At 72.1% G+C, this 19,978-nt stretch carries 21 protein-coding genes and 1 pseudogene; 7 read left to right on the forward strand and 15 right to left on the reverse strand.

Going from position 1 to position 19,978, the window contains the following annotated elements:
- The first annotated feature begins 151 nt into the window (after window positions 1–151).
- A complete protein-coding gene (locus tag IE274_RS08590) occupies window positions 152–1,465 on the forward strand; it encodes a sensor histidine kinase (RefSeq protein ID WP_190115017.1) in 1,314 nt (437 codons plus the stop codon).
- A complete protein-coding gene (locus IE274_RS08595; protein WP_190115018.1) occupies window positions 1,462–2,127 on the forward strand; it encodes a response regulator in 666 nt (221 codons plus the stop codon). Before IE274_RS08590 ends, IE274_RS08595 begins: the two co-directional genes overlap by 4 nt.
- On the opposite strand, the gene IE274_RS08600 is transcribed toward IE274_RS08595, so the two are convergent.
- Together IE274_RS08600 and IE274_RS08605 are read right to left on the reverse strand one after the other, a co-directional pair.
- Entirely contained in the window at window positions 2,119–2,451 is a 333-nt protein-coding gene (locus IE274_RS08600; RefSeq protein WP_229909379.1) for a DUF6332 family protein, read from the reverse strand. The genes IE274_RS08595 and IE274_RS08600 overlap by 9 nt on opposite strands.
- A gap of 238 nt (window positions 2,452–2,689) precedes the next feature.
- Entirely contained in the window at window positions 2,690–4,231 is a 1,542-nt protein-coding gene (locus IE274_RS08605; protein WP_190115019.1) for an MFS transporter, read from the reverse strand.
- Between the two features lie 86 nt (window positions 4,232–4,317).
- Here IE274_RS08605 and IE274_RS08610 point away from each other — a divergent pair, with 86 nt between their 5' ends.
- Window positions 4,318–4,740 (forward strand): MarR family winged helix-turn-helix transcriptional regulator, encoded by a 423-nt coding sequence (locus IE274_RS08610; protein ID WP_190115020.1) that lies wholly within the window; start codon window positions 4,318–4,320, stop codon window positions 4,738–4,740.
- Window positions 4,741–4,776: 36 nt separating this feature from the next.
- Here the strand turns inward: IE274_RS08610 and IE274_RS08615 are convergent, their stop codons facing one another.
- Window positions 4,777–5,505 (reverse strand): maleylpyruvate isomerase family mycothiol-dependent enzyme, encoded by a 729-nt coding sequence (locus tag IE274_RS08615; RefSeq protein ID WP_190115021.1) that lies wholly within the window; start codon window positions 5,503–5,505, stop codon window positions 4,777–4,779.
- Between the two features lie 9 nt (window positions 5,506–5,514).
- Between IE274_RS08615 and IE274_RS40335 the strand changes: the two genes are divergently transcribed.
- Entirely contained in the window at window positions 5,515–6,267 is a 753-nt protein-coding gene (locus tag IE274_RS40335; RefSeq protein WP_373305726.1) for an SLATT domain-containing protein, read from the forward strand.
- Between the two features lie 341 nt (window positions 6,268–6,608).
- Here the strand turns inward: IE274_RS40335 and IE274_RS08625 are convergent, their stop codons facing one another.
- The gene (locus IE274_RS08625) at window positions 6,609–7,100 is read right to left on the reverse strand and encodes a Gmad2 immunoglobulin-like domain-containing protein (RefSeq protein WP_190115023.1); all 492 of its coding nucleotides are present in this window, start codon (window positions 7,098–7,100) and stop codon (window positions 6,609–6,611) included.
- A 215-nt stretch (window positions 7,101–7,315) separates the two neighbouring features.
- On the opposite strand from IE274_RS08625, the gene IE274_RS08630 reads away from it, so the two are divergent.
- Entirely contained in the window at window positions 7,316–7,822 is a 507-nt protein-coding gene (locus IE274_RS08630; protein WP_229909381.1) for a hypothetical protein, read from the forward strand.
- A 171-nt stretch (window positions 7,823–7,993) separates the two neighbouring features.
- Here the strand turns inward: IE274_RS08630 and IE274_RS08635 are convergent, their stop codons facing one another.
- The 5 genes and pseudogenes from IE274_RS08635 to IE274_RS08655 all read right to left on the reverse strand — a co-directional run.
- Window positions 7,994–8,440 (reverse strand): anti-sigma factor antagonist, encoded by a 447-nt coding sequence (locus tag IE274_RS08635; protein WP_190115024.1) that lies wholly within the window; start codon window positions 8,438–8,440, stop codon window positions 7,994–7,996.
- 343 nt (window positions 8,441–8,783) lie between these two features.
- On the reverse strand, window positions 8,784–9,068 hold the full coding sequence (locus IE274_RS08640) for a hypothetical protein (RefSeq protein ID WP_190115025.1): 285 nt from the start codon (window positions 9,066–9,068) through the stop codon (window positions 8,784–8,786).
- A 209-nt stretch (window positions 9,069–9,277) separates the two neighbouring features.
- A complete protein-coding gene (locus IE274_RS08645; protein WP_190115026.1) occupies window positions 9,278–10,297 on the reverse strand; it encodes an Acg family FMN-binding oxidoreductase in 1,020 nt (339 codons plus the stop codon).
- 324 nt (window positions 10,298–10,621) lie between these two features.
- Window positions 10,622–11,782 (reverse strand): MFS transporter, encoded by a 1,161-nt coding sequence (locus tag IE274_RS08650; protein WP_190115349.1) that lies wholly within the window; start codon window positions 11,780–11,782, stop codon window positions 10,622–10,624.
- Between the two features lie 255 nt (window positions 11,783–12,037).
- Window positions 12,038–12,346 (reverse strand): annotated as a pseudogene (locus tag IE274_RS08655) (MFS transporter); the annotation flags it as partial.
- A gap of 140 nt (window positions 12,347–12,486) precedes the next feature.
- Between IE274_RS08655 and IE274_RS08660 the strand changes: the two are divergent.
- Window positions 12,487–13,719, forward strand: coding sequence for an ROK family protein (locus tag IE274_RS08660; protein ID WP_190115027.1), 1,233 nt, complete (start codon window positions 12,487–12,489; stop codon window positions 13,717–13,719).
- On the opposite strand, the gene IE274_RS08665 is transcribed toward IE274_RS08660, so the two are convergent.
- On the reverse strand, window positions 13,716–14,915 hold the full coding sequence (locus tag IE274_RS08665) for an MFS transporter (RefSeq protein ID WP_190115028.1): 1,200 nt from the start codon (window positions 14,913–14,915) through the stop codon (window positions 13,716–13,718). The genes IE274_RS08660 and IE274_RS08665 overlap by 4 nt on opposite strands.
- A gap of 160 nt (window positions 14,916–15,075) precedes the next feature.
- Window positions 15,076–15,675 (reverse strand): TetR/AcrR family transcriptional regulator, encoded by a 600-nt coding sequence (locus IE274_RS08670; RefSeq protein WP_190115029.1) that lies wholly within the window; start codon window positions 15,673–15,675, stop codon window positions 15,076–15,078.
- A gap of 120 nt (window positions 15,676–15,795) precedes the next feature.
- Here IE274_RS08670 and IE274_RS08675 point away from each other — a divergent pair, with 120 nt between their 5' ends.
- Entirely contained in the window at window positions 15,796–16,797 is a 1,002-nt protein-coding gene (locus IE274_RS08675) for an NAD(P)/FAD-dependent oxidoreductase (RefSeq protein ID WP_190115030.1), read from the forward strand.
- A gap of 262 nt (window positions 16,798–17,059) precedes the next feature.
- Here the strand turns inward: IE274_RS08675 and IE274_RS08680 are convergent, their stop codons facing one another.
- From IE274_RS08680 to IE274_RS08695, 4 genes are all read right to left on the reverse strand, one after another.
- Window positions 17,060–18,058 carry a phosphotriesterase family protein gene (locus tag IE274_RS08680; RefSeq protein ID WP_190115350.1) on the reverse strand — a complete coding sequence of 333 codons (999 nt, stop codon included), beginning with the start codon at window positions 18,056–18,058 and terminating at the stop codon, window positions 17,060–17,062.
- A 77-nt stretch (window positions 18,059–18,135) separates the two neighbouring features.
- Window positions 18,136–18,723: a DUF4865 family protein gene (locus tag IE274_RS08685; protein ID WP_190115031.1), complete on the reverse strand. Its 588-nt coding sequence runs from the start codon at window positions 18,721–18,723 to the stop codon at window positions 18,136–18,138.
- A gap of 42 nt (window positions 18,724–18,765) precedes the next feature.
- Window positions 18,766–19,167, reverse strand: coding sequence for a (R)-mandelonitrile lyase (locus IE274_RS08690; protein ID WP_190115032.1), 402 nt, complete (start codon window positions 19,165–19,167; stop codon window positions 18,766–18,768).
- A 100-nt stretch (window positions 19,168–19,267) separates the two neighbouring features.
- The gene (locus IE274_RS08695) at window positions 19,268–19,843 is read right to left on the reverse strand and encodes a TetR/AcrR family transcriptional regulator (protein ID WP_190115033.1); all 576 of its coding nucleotides are present in this window, start codon (window positions 19,841–19,843) and stop codon (window positions 19,268–19,270) included.
- Window positions 19,844–19,978: the final 135 nt, after the last annotated feature.

The following is a 19,978-nucleotide window of genomic DNA, read 5'->3' on the forward strand; positions in this document are numbered from 1 at the left end:
AGCCCGACCGGCCCGGGAGTCCGGCGGTCCGGCCCGGTGGCGGGGCCAGATCGCTCGCCTCCGCGCCGCACCTCGTACTCCATAGGGAGTACCCCTGATCGCCACGCCCGGCGGACGCCCTCCGCCGATGCCGCGGTCTAGCGTGACGGGCATGGAACAGCAGCATGAGCGTGACGGCGGCGGCCCGCCCCGGACGGCGGGCGGGCCGCCGCCGTCACGCCCGGGAGCGCCGACCTGGCGAGGGGGCCCGCGAGCCTGGCGAGAAGGCCCGCCGTGGTGGCGCCAGGGCCCGCCCTGGATGCGGTTCGGGGACGCCGCCGCGCGCCGCCTCCCCTGGCTGACCACCGCGCTGCTCACCCTCTTCGTGCAGGTCGGCACCACCTTCGCCGCGCACGGCCAGTCCGACCGCGCGACGCCCGACGGCTTTGCGCGGGCGCTGCTCCTCGCGGGCACGGCCGCGCTCCTGATGCGGCACCGCCACCCGGTCCTCGTGGCGTACTTCACCGCCGGGACGGCGATGGTGTACCTCGGCGCCGGATACCCCTACGGCCCCGTCCTCATCACCGTCGCCGTCGGCTGCTTCGCGGCGGTCGTCGCCGGGCACCGGTACGCCGCGTGGGGCGCCGTCGGCATGCTGTGGGCCGGGCACCTGCTGGTGGCGCACTGGCTGTACGCCCATCTCCCCCCGAGCGGCGACGGCGCCAGCTCCTGGGGCGGGGAGGTCGTCATCGCCGTCTGGGTCGTGGCGATCGCCGCCGTCTCCGAACTGGCCCGCACCCGCCGCGAACAGTGGGCCAAGGAGCGCGCCGAGCGGGAGGTCGCGGCCCAGCGGCGGGCCGACGAGGAGCGGCTGCGCATGGCGCGGGAGCTGCACGACGTACTCGCGCACAGCATCTCCGTCATCAACGTCCAGGCGGGCGTCGGCCTCGCCCTGCTCGACTCCGACCCCGAACAGGCCCGCACCGCCCTCACCACCATCAAGGCCGCGAGCAAGGAGGCGCTCGGCGAGGTCCGCCAGGTCCTCGACACCCTCCGCGCCCCCGGCGCCGCCCCGCGCGCCCCCGCCCCGGGGCTCGACCGCCTCCCCGAACTCGTCGAGCAGGCCCGCAGCACGGGGCTCACCGTCACCGTCACGACCGAGGGCCGCCGCGCCGCCCTGCCGCCCGGCGCCGACCTGGCCGCGTTCCGCATCGTCCAGGAGGCCCTGACGAACGTCGTACGGCACTCGGAATCCAGGACGGCCACTGTCCTGGTCCACCGTGCTCCCGACGCGGTCACCCTGCGCGTCGACGACGACGGGCCCGCCACCGGGGCGGAGGCGGGCGGCAGCGGCAACGGACTCGCCGGGATGCGGGAGCGCGCCGCCGCCCTCGGTGGCACGATCGAGGCGGGCCCGCGCCCCGACGGCGGCTTCCGCGTCACGGCGGTCCTGCCCACCCGTACCGCACCCGAGGAGAACCAGTGATCCGCGTACTGCTCGCCGACGACCAGTCGCTGGTCCGCGCCGGGTTCAAGGCACTGCTGAACGCGCAGGCGGACATCGAGGTCGCCGGTGAGGCGGCGGACGGCGAGGAGGCGGTGCGGCTGGTGTGGCAACTGCGGCCGGACGTCGTCCTGATGGACATCCGCATGCCGGTGCTCGACGGTCTCGAAGCCACCCGGCGCGTCACGGGCGAGGCGGACCTGGACGGAGTGAAGGTGGTGATGCTCACCACGTTCGAGCTCGACGAGTACGTCTTCGAGGCGATCCGCTCCGGCGCCTCGGGCTTCCTGGTCAAGGACACCGAGCCCGACGAGCTGCTGCGTGCGGTACGGGCGGTGGTCGCCGGGGACGCGCTGCTCTCGCCCGGTGTGACGCGCCGCCTCATCGGGGAGTTCGCCGCCCGTTCCAAGGAACCCGCGGCCGCCGAGACGCTGAGCGAACTCACCGAACGGGAACGGGAGGTGATGGCTCTCGTCGGCATCGGTCTGTCGAACGAGGAGATCGCCCGCCGTCTCGTCGTGAGCCCGCTCACCGCGAAGACGCATGTGAGCCGCACGATGGTGAAACTGGGCGCCCGCGACCGCGCCCAACTGGTCGTACTCGCCTACGAGTCGGGCCTGGTCCGGCCGGGCTGGCTAGGCTGAGCCGCCCCGCCCGCCCGTGTCGCCGTCACCGGGGACACCACCGTCGCCGAGTCCCGCCCGCCGCGCCCGCTCGCGCGTGGTGAAGCGCCACAGCACCGTGACGAGCCGCGCCACGAACGCGGTCGCCGCCAGCGAGCCGCCCACGCCGAGAAGGGTGCGCTCGGTGGTCTCCGACAGGCTGAACGCGATCGCGGGACCGGCCACCACCACGCCGATGATGGCGAGCGCCACGGCCGTCGCGCTCGCGAGCGCGTACCCGATCTCGACCGTGATGGCGTCCCGCTCGGCCTGGCTCCGCCGCCCGCCGCCCACTGCCTCGTCCATGTTGCCGCCGTTCCCCCCGCAGATGATCCGGTACGGGGAGTCTCACAGCCGAATGCCCGGTAGGCAAGAAATCTGTGGGGTGTGAGGGCACATCACCAGTACGGACGGTTTGCGCGGGTCGCCGGGACGCGGCCATGCCCCGGCCCTGGGACGTGAGAGGTGAGGCGGCCCGGCGTGGGATCCACGCCGGGCCGCCTCACCTCTCAGGGGCTGTACCGGCCGACCGTGTCCGTGCGGCTCAGTCGCCCACGGACACCCGCTCGTCCGCCGTCTCCCGGGACGGCGCCGCGGTCACCGACTTGGTGACGACGACCGTCTGCTGCTTGCGGCGTGCGCGCAGGCCGGTGAGGTTGATGAGCAGGCCCGCGAGGGCGAAGAGGGTCACGAGGACCAGGCCGGGCCGGTAGCTGTCGAGGACGGCCTGCGGGGACGCGGCGCCTTCGGCGGTGCTGTCGTCGGACGCCGTGATGACCGCGGTGGTGATCGCGAGGATCACCGCGCCGCCGACCTGGATCGAGGTGTTGAGCAGGCCGGAGACCATGCCCTGCTCGTGGTCGTCGACGCCGTTGGTGGCCTGGATGTTGAGCGAGGGGAAGACCAGGGCGCAGGCGAGGCCGAGCAGGATCATCGACGGCAGGATGACGGCGGCGTACGTGGGGGTCAGGTCGATGCGCAGGAACAGCGCGTACGACGCCACGAGCAGCGCGAAGCCCGTCACGATCACCCGGGTGGTGCCGAACCGGTCGACGACACCGGCGATCTTGGTGGCGGACAGCGCCACGATCACGCCCGCGGGCAGGAAGGCGAGGGCCGTCTCCAGGGCCGACCAGCCGAGCAGCGACTGGAGGTACTGCGTGGCGATGAACTGGAACGACACATAGCCGCCGAAGAACGTCACGGCGCCGAGCTGGGCCCGGATCTGCTGGCCCGAGCGGAGCACGCCGAGACGGATCAGCGGGCTCGCGGTGCGCAGCTCGATGCGGACGAACACGGCGAGCAGCACGGCCACCGCGAGGAAGGAGAGCAGGGTGCGGGCGGAGGCCCAGCCGACCTCGGGCGCCTGCACGACGGTGAAGACGAGCAGCAGCATCGAGGCCGTGCCGGTGACGGCGCCCGGCACGTCGTAGCCGCCGCGCTTCTCCTCGCGCGCGGAGCGCGGAATGAGCTTGAGCCCGGCGAGCAGCGCGATCACGGCGATCGGGGCGGGCAGCAGCATGGTGAGCCGCCAGCTCACCTCGGTCAGGACGCCGGACAGGACGAGGCCGAGCGAGAAGCCGGCGGCGGCGCAGGTGGTGTAGATGGACAGGGCGCGGTTGCGGACCGGGCCCTCGGCGAACGTGGTCGTGATGATGGACAGGCCCGCGGGCGCGGTGAAGGCCGCGCTGAGGCCCTTCACGAAGCGGCTCGCGATCAGCAGCGGACCGGAGTCGACGAGCCCGCCGAACAGCGAGGTCAGGGCGAAGACGCCGAGGGCGATCAGGAACACCTCGCGGCGACCCAGCAGGTCGGCCGCCCGGCCGCCGAGCAGCAGCAGACCGCCGTAGCCCAGGATGTAGCCGCTGACCACCCACTGCAGGGACGAGGTGGACAGGTCGAGTTCGGAGCCGATGGAGGGCAGGGCGACGCCGACCATCGATACGTCGAGCGCGTCCAGGAACATCGCTGCGCACAGGACGAGCAGCGTGCCCCACAGGCGCGGGGTCCAGCGCTCCGGGGACGCGGAGGCGGGACCGGCCAGGCCCGCGGGGGCAGCCGAGCCGGAGGAGAGCGGAGAAGTCATGCCGAGGAGACTCGCATGCACATGCATTCAATGCAAGTGCATTTAATTCATGTGCAATAAAGACCTGATTGCGCTACCGTGCGTACATGGCGGCGACCAAGGCCGAGCCCGCGGCGACTGACGCCGAACAAGGGCTCGTGAAGCAGTGGCGGGACATCCTCGCGGTGCATGCGAGCACCCAGTGCGAGCTGGACCGGGAGCTGCATCCGCACGGCCTGGGCGCGAGCGACTTCGAGGTGCTCGACGTGCTCGCCACGGGCCTCGCGGAGGACGGCGACTGCGCCTTCCGCGTCCAGGAGATCGCCGGCCACGTGCACCTCAGCCAGAGTGCCCTCTCGCGTCTGATCGGCCGTCTGGAGAAGGACGGCCTGGTCGAGCGCGGCATGTGCAACGAGGACCGCCGCGGGGTGCGGGTCTGCCTGACCGACAAGGGCCGCACGGTGCACGCCGAGGCGCGGCCGGTGCAGCGGGCGGTCCTCGCGCGGATGCTGCCCGGCGCGGGCGCCTGACTTCTCAGGCGCCCGACAGCCAGCACGTTCGACGGCTCAGACGCTGGACTTCTCGCTCCACAGCGCGGCCAGCTCCGCGTCCCCCGACACCTCCGGGAACGCCCCCCGGTTCCACAGCGCCAGATAGAGGTCCGCGGCCCCGCCCGACACCTCGCAGTCGGCGGGCCCCGTGTCACCGGGCTCGGTGACGGCGACGTCGGCGGACAGACGTACCGTCCACGTCCCCTCCGTGTCGGTGGCCCGCACCCGGAGAACCCGGGGCTCGGCCGTCCGCACCTGGCTCTTCTCGCGCGCGTGGAACCCGCGCAGCAACTCGTCGATCCCGTCCGCCGCGAACCGCGGGTCCAGCGCCGACAGCGCGCCGCCGCGCGCGGACTCGGCGTCGATCCGGTGGACGGCGGTCTCGTTGGCCTGCCGCCGCGCCCAGAACGCGAGCGGCGACGGCGCGGGCAGGAAGGTCCAGCACTGTATGTCGGTGGGCGCGTCGCGCGTCGTGGCGACCAGCTTGGCGTGGCCCTCGCGGAACCAGTCGAGGAGGGCGGTGCCGTCCAGATCGTGCCGCTCCTGCCAGGGCTGGAACTCGGGCAGTTCCTCCGCGACGAACCGGGCGGCCCAGCGGTGCACCGTGCCGGTGTGCCGCAGCAGGTCGCGCACCTGCCAGTCGGGGCAGGTCGGCACGGGTGCGTCGAGGCCCGCGTCCGCCGCCGCGTCGGCGAGCAACGTGCCTTCGCGGTCCAGGACTTCTATGTGCTCGGCAATCTTCATGCGGGGATTGTGCAGGACGGGGCGGGCTCCAGCGGTAGCGGCCCCCGGGCGTGCGCTGGGGGCGCGCATCGCAGAGTCCCGCAGCCCTCATGCCCGTCGTCAGGTCGCCGAAGACGCCGACGCCTGTTCCTCCGCTGGCTGCCCCTCCGACGGCTGCGTGCGACCCGTCGCGGCGCCGATGAACGCCGCAACCGCCGACTCCTGATCCTTGTCGCCGCGGCGCTGGCCGCGATGACCACGGCATATCCGGGCGTGGGTGCCTGGGTCGCAGTGCTCACCACCGCGGGTGGAGCCGGGGCCGCGTACACCGCTGCGCCACGGTACGAGTTCTTGTGGATCGAGTACAGCCGAACCGCCAGTGAGCTCCGACGCCTTCTGGAGCGACGCACTGCCGTAGACAGCCGTCCGCTGTCAGGATCAGATCTCCCCGCCGAATGTGAGCAGGCCATCTCTGTACAGAACCAGGCGTGGATGGCCAGACGGGGCCAGCAGACTTGGAGATCATCAATATCTGAGGTGACGGGGTGCGGAGTTGAGTCCGCATCTGGGGCGGAACCACGTCGCCTCGCCCGGCTTGAGTTTCCGTGCATGGCACGGCAGTTGCTGGCCGGTCAGCCGGTTCTGAGCTGCGGTGAGTTGCTTCTTTGCGGCGCTGATGGGTGTTCAGGCAGTCCGGGACCGGGGGGGCGGAGGCGCCCAGTTGCCGGCGTCCAGGAGGTGAGCGCAGCGCGGACAGGTCGTGGGCCCGTGGACGGCCCGTAGGGCCCCGCACGTGGTGTGCCCGCATGAGCATGCGCAGCACGGTGGGCTCGGTGCACCAGACGGTGACGCGTTCGTCGGCGAGAGCCCGTTCCCCATGCCGGCATAGAAGGCGCCCTCGTCCAGGACGACCGTCACATCGTGCGTGAGCGGGGCGCTGATCCCGCCTGCCGCTCGCCGCCATGAGCTCGTGGCCGATCTCCGATCCGCGCAACACGTCCGGCCCTCCGGTGCCGCTTCGCCCGATGACGGACGCGGTGGGGCTGGCGGCAGGGGCGAGCGGAGAGTCGTTCGTGGAACCGGTTCAGCCGCCGCCGCTGTGACAGCGGCGGCTGAGGCACGGTTCAGGTGCCGATCGGGATGCGGAGGAGCTGCCCCGGCATGATCTTGTCGGGGTCGGTGATCTGGTCCGGGTTGGCACGCATGATGCGCTGGTAGAGAGCGGCGTCCCCGTAGTACGTCTTGGCCAGGCCCGAAAGGGTGTCGCCCTTGACCACCTTGTGCTCGCGGTAGCCGTAGTAGCCCGGCACGATACGTGGCCCGTAGAGCACGGGCACGGTCACGACGTTGATTTCCTTGCCGTCCTTGGGGCTCTTCTCGAAGACCTGGACGAGCAGTTGGTCGGCCTTGAACGAGGCCTTGCGCACGTCGACCTGGACATGGAACTGCCCGTGCTCGCCGGTGCCGCCGCCGACCGTGAAGTGGCCTGTCACCTCGGCGTGACCGTCACCCACGCGGTACTGCAGTGTGGCTTCGTGGCCTGTGCCGACACCGCCCACGTGGATCGGGTTGGCCACCAGGTCGAGCTTGCGTGGCTGGTCGATCCGGTTCGTCATGAACTCTCCCATGATGGGAACGAACGTGCTCCTTCCCTCCCACTCAACTCCTTTCCCAGGGCAGGGCAAGAGCCGCTTTCGGGCACGATGGCGGCGGACGCCGAACGACCCGCAGAACAGGCCGGTCGGCCCGCGCCGCGAGTGGCCTCGCTGCGCTGTAGTGGGAGGTGAGGCACGCGTCTGTGCCACCTTCGAGAGGGAGGAAGGAGAGTGACATGGCCAAGTCCGGCACTCGCCGTCGCGTCACGCTCAGTGGTGTGGCGCTGGCCACCGGAGCACTCGTGGCCGTGACCGCGACGAGCGGCGTGGCGCACCCGGAGTCTTCCGGGCGCACCGACGCCCCGGCCGCCGTTCCCGCCCGCAGCGGCGCTCCGACGTCCACCGTCGACCGGGTCGCCGATTTCTACGGTGCGTACATAGACGTCTTGTTCGACACCGGCAAGGGGCGGCTGGCCCATGCCCTGCGCAGCCACTACCTGACCGCGGGGCTGCGGCAGAGCCTGGTCCGCTGGGAGTCCGCGCACCACAAGGACGGTGTGCTGCGGGTCAAGAGCGTCCCGACCGCCTGGAAAGTCGTCTACAACGACAGCGCTATGGGGCACTGCTGGACCCGGGTGACCCTTACCTGGCAGGACTCCGGGAACCACGTCCACCACACCCGCCTGTTGGTCCAGTCCGACCTGGCCACCAGGTTGATCTCCGGCATCAAGGCCGACACGTGACCGCCGTGCCGTGAGACCGCGGTTGACTGGGGCCGCGCCGGCTCGTCCGTGGGCCATGAGAGCGATCACTGGGGCGTGGAACGCGTTCGACGTCGACGATTCGTATCGGCGCCGATCGCACCGCCGAAGTGGTGGCTGACACGGGTGGGCCGCGTGGCTCCACCGCCTGCGTCACGACGGTGCGCGGGCTCTGCTCCGACGACAGGCCAGCCGGCCCTCCGCCCACTTGGGCCTCTTCTTCGCGCGCCGCTCCGCCGGGGCGGCGTCGGCGAGGGCGGCGCGCACGGTGGGGTAGGGGCTGAAGACGTCGCAGAGCCGGACGATGCGCAGGAGAGCCAGCGTGCGCGGATGCGGGCAGACCAGCAGGAGCTGTCCGCGCTTCCCCATGAGACGCCTTCTGGCACGGCACAGCAGACGCAGACCGGAGCAGTCGATGAAGGTGGTCGGGGTCAGGTCGATGACGATCAGGGCCTCGCGCGCTCCGGTGACGCGGTCCAGATGGGGAGCGATCTCTGAGGCGGCGGCGATGTCGATCTCGCCGTGGAACTCCAGGACCGTGTGTCCTTGAATGCGGTACGTGCGTACGTGTCGGGTGGAAGGTGGGATCCCGGGTGTCACGGTGCTTCACCTCGGTACGTGTCGGCCTGTCCCTGAGTGGTGCAGGCGAAGCAGATGTGGAGGAGAGCCACCGGGGACTCGGGCGACAGGATTGTGGCGAGCTTGGGGCAGCGCCACGGACACGGAACGCCAAGCAAGCGGAGGGAGGCCTGAGAAGTCTCTTCTCTCGGGGGGCCGGTGCCCCTCGCAAAGGGTGGTTCTCATGATGTGCCCATTTCAGCCGCGTATAAGCGACTTGACCGCCTACGGGGCCGCCTTCGCCGCGTTGGCGGTCGGGCCCGCTCACCTCTCCGGTACGCCTGGCGTTCCCGGGGTAGCGAGAGGATTCGTCCCCCCCTCGGTGCTACCGGCCGCCCGACGTCGACGACGGGTGCTTGCGGCGGTACCTGCGGTCCCAGCGTTCCCTGCGCCTACGGCGGTCGCTGTACTCGCGATACGTCTTGGGGGCTCGGCCAGGGCCTCTTTCGTCGCTGCCGAAGTCCCTGCTGTCGGTATCGGCCTTGCTGGAGCCGTGATCGCGGCCCCGGACCAGCAGGTAGACGAGTGCCGCGGCGAACAGCCAGAGCACGGGTGCTTTGAAGCCCAGGACGATCAGGAACAGGAGCAGGGCGATGATCAAAAGGGACATGACTCTCCCTCCGTGCGCATGACGCGACGGTCAGGCGTACGACGTCGGACGGTGAACCGTCCGCGCGGGCCGGAGCGGGTGCCGCGCGCCGCGGCGCGAGCTTCGACCTGCCGTGTCGTACGAGGGCCTGCTCGGCCTCTCATAGCAAGTCAACGCCCAGCGAAGGGTCCGCCAAAGGACCTGATCGGCCCCCGGGAGGAGTTTGTGGGTCAATCCTCAGGAAGCGGTGTCACATCGTCGTGGGGCAGCACCTCGGTGAGGGATCGCCGGGGTGCCCGCACCTGCCAGTTGGTCCGGCCGAGACGCAGAACCAACTGGGGGTGCTGCCGTGAAGGAGCCAGGGTGCGCACCAGGGCCCGCAGGTCCGCGAACTCCAAGGGCTGGGTGTGGAATCCGGCCGCGTACTCGTGCCCCGCGGCGTACAGAAGCACGCGTTGCAGGGCCTGACCCGCGCGCAGCCAGTCCTGACGGGTGTCGCGGGGCGTGGTGAGCAGGACCATGAGCCCGGTCCGTGCGGGCCACGTCTCATGCGGCCGGGCCGTGGCCCGGCGCCGGGTGAGGCCGGCGAAGTCGCGTCCGGCCAGGGCGACGCAGTCCGGGTGGAACGCGCAGGCTTCGGCGGGCACGCCGTCGACGCGGCTGTCTCCGTACGGCCGTGCCCAGTGGGCCAGTTCCTGGCCGAAGCCGGGGATGCGGCGCTCCCGTGTCTCGGCTTCGTGGACCAGTCGGCCGAGCCGCCGCCGCACCACCGTGTCGTCCAAGGGGTACAACTCGGCGCCCTCGGCCCGTGCGTGCCGCGCGAGGGCCTCGATCAGCGGCGCGGGCACGTTGGCTGTTCGGAACGGACCGCGGTGCGAGTGCCGGTGCCGCATCGCCTGGCGCATCAGTTCCACTTCGGGCGTCACGCCTGCGTACGCGCCCCACTCCACGCGCGCCAGGAGCCAAGGCGCTTCCACGTCAGGGAAGAGACGGACCACCGGATGGAAGCCCAGATGCCGCATGGCGAGGCGCAGGTTGAACAGGGCCGCGCCACAGCTGATCAACAGTTGCCGCCCGTAAGGGTCGCAGAACTGCAGCCGCCGCCGGTAGTCGGCGTACAGCAGCACCGCGCTGTCCGAGCAGGCGAACAGCCAGGGCTGGGAGTTGTGCAGCGAAGGCGCCAGTACGGCGGCGCGCACCAAGTGACGGACCGCACAGTCGTGAGGCGAGGAGTTCCGGTCGGCGGTCATGGCTGCCACCCCCTGTCCCGGTCCGCGTCCTGGCCGGTCGGCTGCGGTTCGAGCCGGTGGCTCCAGCGTGGCGGGGTACCCCGGCCGAATGAGGGGGCTGAGTGTCCCTGGATGCGGCGCGAGCGGCCCATCCGGCAGCCGGGGAGCGAAGCGGGACGATGAAGGGAGGGAACACCAGGCGGCGAAGCTTCGTGTCGTCGGTCCTCGTCGTGGCCTGGTGATGGTCACGCCGATCGTGTGCCGTTCCTGCTGTGCCGCGTGCCGGGCGGGACACAACGCACCGTACGAGCACGGTCCTGCTCGATGTGTCGTCACGCGCCGAGATCACGTGACGACCCGGCGAGTGGTGAAGCCGATGACGGCAGCCACCCCGGCCAGCAGGGCCACGCTGGTGAGCGCCGTGGGCAATGTGAACCAGTCCGCCATGAACCCGATCGCAGGCGGTCCGAGGAGCATGCCGGTGTAGCCGAAGGTGGAGGCGATGGCCACGCCGCTGGCTCCGGCCAGGGCGCCGGCGCGTTCGACGGCGACCGGGAAGATGTTGGCGAGCCCGATGCCGGTGATGGCGAAGCCGAGGAGCGCCGCCCACACGGAGGGGGCGAGCGCGCCGAGGAGCATGCCGACGGCGGCGGTCGCGCCGCCCGCGACCAGGGTTCGGGTCCGGCCGAGCCGTTCGAGGAGTGTCGTGCCGGTGGCGCGGCCGAGCGTCATGGCGAGCGCGAAGCACGAGTATCCGGCGGCTGCCACGCCCGGGGCGGTGTTGAGGTCCTGTTCGAGGTGGAGCGCGCCCCAGTCGGCGAGTGCCCCCTCGCCGTACGCGGTGCAGAGAGCGATCAGGCCGAAGACGATGACGAGTCCGCGGGTTCGGGGCGTGAGGCGCTGCGAAGTGCTGTCTTTGGGGCGCCGTTCGCTCGGAGGCACCGGAGGCTGCAGGCGCAGCAGCGCGCGTCCCGCGACGGCGGTGACGATCAGGCCGATCACGGTGAGGCCGAGCAGGTGGTGGGTGGGGGACACGGAGCCCGCGATGAGTGCGCCCAGCCCCGCGCCGATCATTCCGCCGAGGCTGAAGGCCGCGTGGAAGCTGGGCATGATCGGTCGGTTCAGGGCAGCCACGAGGTCTACGGCGGCGCTGTTGAAAGCGACGTTTATCCCCCCGTAGGCAGCTCCAAAGATCAGCAGCACCGCACCGAGTGCTGCCGCAGAGTGGGTCAGCGGCGGCAGCGACACGCTCAGCGACAGCAGGACACCGCAGACGACCGTCACCGGGTGGCTGCCGTAGAGGCGGCACAGCCGTCCGGTGAGCATCATCGTGATCACGGCGCCTACGGAGACGCCGAGCAGGGCCAGTCCGAGGGCGCTGGACGAGGCGCCGGCCTGTTCCTTGATCGCGGGGATGCGGACGACCCATCCGGCGAAGACGAAGCCGTCGAGGGCGAAGAAGACTGTCAGGACGACGCGGAGCCGGGTGAGGTTGTTGCCCCGCATACCGCTGTGCGGTGGCGCGGGCGAGGACGTTGCGGAGCGCATGGGCAGGTCTCTCCTGGGTGGGTGCGTGGGTGCCCCGTTCACGCGGGGAGCACGGCAACGGGGGAGGAGGGCGGGGCAGACGCCCTTCACCGGCATTCAGCTGCGCGGGATCCTTGAGGGAGAAGCGGGCTCGGCTCCGATTCCGTAGCGCAGGGGTTCACGACCTCGGTCGGGTCAGTGGGCGACTTGGGGAAGTCGTAGTGCTTGGGGCTTGTTCATTCCGCCGTACGCGGCCCCGAAGCCCAGCAGCACCAGGCCGAGCGCCGACGCCGAGCGCGTGGGTGGCGGCAGACGTCCGCTCGGCGTCGTCGTGGCCACGGCACCGGCCGAGACCCCGAGCAGCGCGAGCCCGAGGTCGCTCGCCGACGCCCCGGTCTGCTCCTTGATCCTCGGGGCGCACCACCCACCCGGCGAAGATGAAGCCGTCGAGGGCGAAGAAGACGGCGGGGGCGACAGGGAGCCGGGTGAACCCCGGGATGTGGCTCCGGAGGGCCCTGGCGTTAGTTTGTTTAGTAGCGGCACAAAGTCAGAGTAGAGGGGAAGCCGGGCTGTGGACAAGACGGTTTCCTCGCGGTGTGCGCGGGGCACGGGGAGACAGGATGGGAAGACGGGATGACGGCTGAACGGCGAGACGGCGTACGGATCATGGGAGACTCGCCCTCATGAACGGGAAGGCTGCCACCCGGGGTGAGGCACATCTGTCCACGCGTACGCGTCTGGAGCGCGGTCGAACCGCGCTCGGCCCCGCCCTCGAACTCGTCCACACCGGGCGCGCCCCCACCCGTGCCGTCCTCACCGCCGAGCTGGGCGTCACCCGCGCCACGGCGGGCGCGGTCGCCGCGGAGCTGGAGGCGCTCGGCCTGATCAGCGTCGACGCCAAGCCGAGTGCCGCCGCGGGCTCCCAGGGGCGGCCCTCGCACCGGCTCTCCGTCGCCGGGGCCGGTCCGGTCGCGCTCGCGGCGCAGGTGCACGCCGACGGCTTCCGGGCCGCGCTGGTCGGCCTCGGCGGCCGGATCGTCGCCACCGCGCCCGGCTGCGAGACCATCGACGCCGACCCGGCGCAGGTGCTCGGCTCCGTCATCGAGGCGGGCGCGCAGCTGCTGCGCGAGACGGGCAGGCGGTGCGTGGGCGCGGGCCTCGCGGTGCCCTCCGCCGTCGCCGAGCCCGAGGGCACCGCCCTCAATCCGCTGCACCTGGCCTGGCCCGCGGGCGCGCAGGTCCGCGAGATCTTCGCGAACTGCGTACGGGACGCGGGCATCGAGGGCCCGGCGTTCACCGGCAACGACGTGAACCTGGCGGCGCTCGCCGAGCACCGGCACGGCGCGGGGCGCGGCGCGCGCGACCTGCTGTGCGTGGCGACCGGGCACCGCGGCGTGGGCGGTGCCCTCGTCCTCGACGGGCGGCTGCACACGGGCAGTTCGGGCCTCGCCCTGGAAGTCGGCCACCTCACCGTGCACCCGGAGGGCCGCCCCTGCTACTGCGGCAGCCGCGGCTGCCTGGACGTGGAGACGGACCCGATGGCGCTGCTGGCGGCGGTGGGTGTCGAACCCAGCCCCGAGGGCCTGCTCGTACAGGCCCGCAGACTTGTCGCCGAGGAGCGCGCCGACCCGGCGGTGCGCACGGCCGTCGAGGCCCTCATCGACCGGCTGGGCCTCGGCCTCGCGGGCCTGGTGAACATCCTCAACCCGGACCGGATCATCCTCGGCGGGCTGCACCGCGCCCTCCTGGAGGCCGACCCGGAGCGGCTGCGCGCCGTCGTCGCCGACCGCAGCCTGTGGGGCCGCAGCGGCGGCGTCCCCATCCTGGCCTGCACCCTCGACCACAACAGCCTGGTGGGGGCCGCCGAGCTGGCCTGGCAGCCGGTGCTCGACGACCCCCTGGGAGCGCTGGGCTAGCCGACCTCGACGGGCTCCCGTGCGGGAGTGCGGGTGTCGGCGGGGGCCGGGGCGTGCGCCGCGCGCCGCCTGAAGTCCGGTACGAGGGACAGCAGCCCGAGGACCGCGAGCCCGGCGCCGATCCACAGCGGCGCCCGCAGCCCGTAGGCGTCGATGGCCGGTCCGCCGATGGACGTGGCGATGATGATGCCGCCCGTGATGAACGACGAGTGGACGCTGGTGACCAGGGCGCCGGTGTTGCCCACGCGCTGCACCCGGGTCGCCATCGCCGGATTCATGGTGACGCCGACCAGGCCGATGCCGAGCATCATCACCACGGCGCCGACGGGCAGGTCCGCGAGGAGCGCGAAGCCGATCAGGAAGCCGAGGTTCAGGGCCAGGCCGGTGACCAGGACGGGCAGCGCGTGGCGGTCGGCGAGGCGGCCGACGATCGTGTTGCCGATGAGGGTGGCCGCGCCGTACGCGACGAGCAGCAGCGGCACCGTGCCGGTGGCGAAGCCCGTGACCTCGGTGAGGATCGGGTTGAGGTAGCTGAACGCCGCGAACGTCGCGCCGATCACGAAGGTGCTGGTGGTGAAGGTGAGCCACAGCCGAGGGCTCTTCAGGGCGCCGACTTCCGCGCGCACCGACCCCGCCTGGTCCGCGGCGCGCTCGACGCGCGGTACGCCGACGAAAGTGGCCACGGCGGCGAGCGCCGTCAGGACGGTGATGGCCCAGAACGCCGCGCGCCAGCCCAGGTGTTCACCGACGACGGTGGCGAGCGGCAGTCCGAGGAGCGTGCCCAGCATGAGGCCGTTGAGGGCCACGGCGATGGCGCGGCCGCGTATCTCGGGGCGGGCCAGCCGGGTGGCCATCGAGAGGCCCACGCCGAAGAAGGCCTGTGAGGCGATGCCGGTGATGACGCGCGCCACGAGCATGGTCCAGTAGTCCGGCGCGAGCGCGGCGAGCACGTTGCCGCCGAGGAAGATGCCGAACAGCACCAGCAGGGCCCGCTTCTGCGGGAGTTTCAGCAGAGCGGCCGTCAGGAACGGCCCGCCGAAGGCCATCGCCATGGCGAAGGCGGTGATCAGATAGCCGATCTCCGGAATCGTGGCGTCGAGCCCGTCCGCCATCTGAGGCATGAGTCCGGCGACGACGAACTCGCTGGTCACCATGGCGAAGATGCCTAGGGCCAGGACGTATACGGCGCGGGGCATGGGTGCTGCTCCTTCGGGGAGGGGTGCGGGGAGGTACGGGGAGGCGGGGTGGAGTATTGGATAGATCAGTACAAAATTTGGACAGGGGTGTCCCCGGGCAGGCGCGCGTGCGACGTGTCGCACCGGCGCCGCGCGGGGAGCTGTGCGGGCGGGGCGGGAGTCAGGGGCGCAGGGCGTCCATCGCGGTGTCGGCGATCGCCTCCAGGGCCGCGCGGCCCGCGCCCGCCTGCGCCGAGACGCGCATGCCGCCGATGGTGGCGTTGACGAACCTGGCGAGCGAGTCGGCGTCCCGCCTGGTGGTGATCGTGCCGTCGTGCCGCCCGGCCTCGAGCGCGCCGCGCAGCAGGCCGAGCCGGAGGTCGAGGTCGCGCTGGACGAGCGCCGCCGCCTCCGGGTCGCGCCGCGCCAGCTCCACGACGGTGTTGACGGTGAGGCAGCCGATGCTGGTCTCGTCGGCCGCGCGGTACTCGTACTCGCTGTCGACGATGCGGGTGAAGAGGGCCTGGATCCGCTCCATGCCGGAGCGGGCCGTGTCGTCCAGGATCTCCGCCTGCGGCACGCTCATCAGGTCGATGTAGCGGGTCAGGGCCCGCCGGAACAGGTCGTGCTTGCTGGTGAAGGTGTTGTAGATGCTGCTGCGGCCCAGTCCGGTGGCTTCGCACAGGTCCTGGGTCGAAGTGGCCTCGTAGCCGTTCGCCCAGAAGGCGCGCATCGCCGCGTCCAGGGCCCGGTCCTCGTCGAACGTCCGTGGTCGGGCCATGTCGGTACCGTAGCCGTTTTGGAACGCTTGATGCAATACGAGGTTCGAATTTGCCAAGCCAGCAACTGTATTTGCCTCGACGGAAACGGTGACGCATGGTCGTAGTGGAGGTGTCCAGCCATGAATGATCAGAACGATCAGTTGCTTGACGAGTACGAGGTAGTGGTGATCGGCGGTGGCGCCGCGGGTCTGAACGGCGCGCTGATGCTGGCCCGGGCGCGCCGGTCGGTGGTGGTCCTGGACGCGGGAGACCCGCGCAACGCCCCGGCCGACGCGGTGCACGGGCTGTTCGGGCGCGAGGGGATGCCGCCCGCCGAACTGCTGGAGCGCGGCCGGGCAGAGGTGCGCGGGTACGGCGGGCAGGTGGTGTCCGGCGAGGTCGACGAGGTGACCCGGGACGGGGACGGCTTCGTGGTCGGGCTCACCGACGGCCGGACGGTTCGGGCGCGCCGGGTCCTGATCGCCACCGGTCTGGTCGACGAGCTGCCCGATGTGCCGGGGGTGCGCGAACGGTGGGGCCGGGACGTGCTGCACTGCCCGTACTGCCACGGCTGGGAGGTCCGGGACCAGGCCATCGGCGTGCTCGCGGGCGGCCCGATGGCGATGCACCGGACGCTGCTGCTTCGGCAGTGGAGCGCCGACATCACGTACTTCGCCCACACCGCGGAACCGCTGACCGACGAGGAGGCCGAGCAGTTGGCGGCCCGCGGCATCCGCGTGGTCGACGGCGAGGTGGCATCCATGGAGGTCGTCGACGACCGTCTCGTGGGCGTACGGATGGCCGACGGCAGGCTGGTGCCTCGGGACGCGGTGGCCGTCGGGCCGCGGTTGGTGGCGCGCGTCGGCTTCCTGAAGGCGCTCGGGGTGGAGCCGGTGCCGCATCCTGCGGGCGAGTACGTGCCGTCCGACGCGACGGGGCGTACGGACGCCCCCGGGGTGTGGATCGCGGGCAACGCCACCGACCTGTCCGCGCAGGTCGGCGGGGCCGCGGCGGCGGGGGCGTTCGCGGCGGCGCAGATCAACGCGGATCTGGTGAACGAGGACACGGAGCGGGCGGTTGCCGCGTATCGGGAGGGGGCGGTGGGCGTTGGTCCCGGTCCGGGGGAGGCGCGGGGGGTCTAGGGCGTTTCTGACGGCTCTTGAAACCGTCAGATGGCTGTCACGGGTGTGGGCGCCGGGGTGAGCAGCACCTCGCGGGGCAGCTCCCGTTGCGCCGACGATCTCCCTGGCGGCCGACCAAGAGCCATCAGAAACGCCCTAGGGCCGTGGTGGGTCTGCGGCGGTGCCGGGGGTGCGGGGAGGTGGCGGGTCCGGGGCGGGTGCGGGAGGTGTTCCCGTCCCATCCCGGACGCCGCCCCTGTCTCGCCCTCGCCGCGAGCCGCGCCTACGTCGGCCGCGAGCCGCGTCTCGCTCCGGCCCCGGCCCCTGTCTCACCCCGGCCCCAACCCCCGTCTCGCCCCGGCCACACCACCCCGAACGCCCGCCCCGCGTTCACCGTGACGATCCGGTCCGTCAACTCCTTGCCCACGGCCCGCTCCAGGCGTGGCCGCACCCGGCGCAGCAGGTGGGGCATCCCCGGACCGCCGTTCACGGAACGCGCTCCGGCCGTCGTCGTGTCGCCGCCGAGGAGGAGCTGGTCGCCGTGCCCGGCGTCGGCCAGGGCGCGCACCGCGTCCGGCATCCGCCAGTCGGTGGCGTGGTGGGCGCGTGACGGCCCGTCAAAGGCCAGCCAGGCGCCCGCCGCTGCCGCGTCCCGGTGTACTTCCAGGTCGGGGGCGCGGTTGAGGTGCCCGAGGATCACCCTGTCCGGCGGCACCTCCAACTCGCCGCACAGCAGGTCGAGTACGTCGAACACGCCGGTGCCGAGCTCCAGGTGTACGGCGACCGGGGCGCCCGTCGCCCGGTGGGCCGCGGCGGCCGCTGTCATCGTCCAGTGGGTGTGCGCGTCCAGTCCGTGGAAGCCGCCCGCGACCTTGATGAGGCCGGCCCGCACACCGCTGTCGCCGATGCCCTGCGTGAGTTCGCGCACGAACAGCGCCGCGAGGGCGTCGGGGTCCCCGCCGCCCAGCTCCGCCAGCAACTCGGGTGTGTAGTGCACCGCTTGGTGCAGCCCCGTGGCCGCCACGATCCGGACGCCCGCCGTGCGGGCGAGGCCGGGCAGGTCGGCGGCGCGTCGCCCCATGCCGTGCGGGGTCCACTGGACGATGCTCCGCCCGCCCTCGGCCCGGAACGCGGCCAGCTCGGCCGCGGCGGCGTCCACGGAGTCCAACTCCTGGCCCGGGAGTCTGGGGCTCCGCAGGAAGAGGTGGTCGTGGGCGTCGCAGACCCCCAGGTCACCGGGGTCGACATCACCGAGGACCGTCCGGACGGTGGCCGCGCCCACGCCCGGGACCCCCGCACTCGACGTACCCGCGCGCGTCGCCTCCGCCGCCGAAGCGCCCGCCCCCGAAGCCTCCACGCTCACCACGCCCGCCCCCGCCCGACCTGCCCCAGCTCCGGCGTGGAGCAGTGCAGCACCTGGAACACCTCACCGCTCGCCTTCGCCGCAGTCCCCTCGGCCCACAGCGAGAACGTCACCGCCTCCCAGTGCCGTGGGTCGACCGCGACCAGGACGCCGACGGCCCCGTCCTGCTCGGCCGACACCCGCGCCTCCGCGAGGAGTTCCTCGGTGAGGTCGGTGGTGCGGGTGCCCTCGGGAACGGGCCTGCGGTGCCGCACGGCGGTGCTGGGCCGGTCACCGGCGGCGCCCCCGTCCTCGTACCCCACCGCCATCCAGTGCTGCACCACCGGCCGTCCGAAGTCGTCGCACAGTCCCTGGAATCCGGGACCCCAGAGGAACGAACCCAGGCCTTCGGCGGTGTGCCAGAGGTAGAACGGGGCGTACTGGTTCACGGGTGAGCCGTCGACCCCGCGTTCGCGCATCAGGTACGCCTTGAAGCCCAACCCGGGGAAGGCGTCGAGGAGATGGCCCTTGGTCGCCACCCGCTCGCGGATGACGCCCATGTCGTAGTCGGCGGGCAGGGTGATCTCGTACTGCTTGGCATGCATGGGTGCTCCAGGGGGAGTGCCGGGGTGTGCGTGGCCCGGGCGTCAGGCGGTCGTCGGGTACTCCGTGTCGGGGACGCGTTCCTCCCACACGGCCGTCGTGCCGTCGTCCGCCGCCTCGACGACGGCGAGATGCGTCATGAAGGTGAGCGGCCCGGCGCCGTGCCAGTGGCGTTCGCCCGGCTCGATCCACACGGTGTCGCCCGCCCGGATGGGCTCGACGGAGCCGCCGTCGCGCTGCACGAACCCCTCGCCCTCGGTGACGTGCAGGACCTGGCCGTGCGGGTGGCGGTGCCAGGCCGTGTGGGCGCCCGGGGCGAAGTGCACGCTGAACATCCGCAGCCGGGAGGGCGGTTCGGGACTCGCGATCTCGTCGAGCCAGACGGTGCCGGTGAAGTTCTCGGCGAGGCCCTGCCTGCTGGCGGGGCGGGTACGGGTGATGTGCACGAGTGGGTCCTTGACTCAGTGGGTGGGCAGGGAAGTTGAGTCGGGAGAGAGGGGGCGTGAGGCCCTTCCCGGCACCTGCGCGTGTAGTCGCTCGCGGCACCTAGGCCCGGGGCGCGAGCAGCGCCAACAGCCCCCGCACCCCCGCGTCGAACGCCTCCGGCGACCCCGTCGCGCGGGCCAGCACATAGCCGCCCTGCACGGTCGAGACGACCGTCGACGCGATGTCGCCCGCGTCGAGTGAGGCGCTGAACTCGCCCTGGTCCACGCCCTCTTGGACGATCTCGGCGAGCCGTCCGCGCAGCCACTCCAGGGTCTCGGTGACCGGCGCGCGCAGCTCGTCGCTGGCGATCACGTCGGGGTCCATGGTCAGGCGCCCGACGGGGCAGCCGCGCAGCACGTCCCGCTCGCGCAGGAGGTACGAGGCGACGCGGTCGTACGCCGATCCGGCACCGGCGAGGGACGCCTCCGCCGTGGCGCGCATCTCCTCGGCGGTACGCCGGATCGCCGCGAGCGCCAGGTCCGGCTTGCCCGTGAAGTGGTGGTACATGCTGCCCTGCCCGGCGCCCGCGTGCTGCTGGATCGCCTTGGGGCTGGTGCCGACGTAGCCGCGCTCCCACAGCAGCTCACGCGTGGACTCGATCAGACGCTCCGGAGTGCTCATGCCGTGAATGTACATACTAATAGGTACAGAAGTCCAGGTGAGGGGGTACGGGACGGGTCCGGCACCCCCGTTCCGTACGGGGGAAGCAGGCGGCGCCACGCCACGTACTCCCCGGGAGGTACACGCACTGCCGCTGGCCGTACGACGACT

It is taken from the genome of Streptomyces flavofungini, from assembly GCF_014650815.1.
Taxonomy (GTDB): domain Bacteria; phylum Actinomycetota; class Actinomycetes; order Streptomycetales; family Streptomycetaceae; genus Streptomyces; species Streptomyces flavofungini.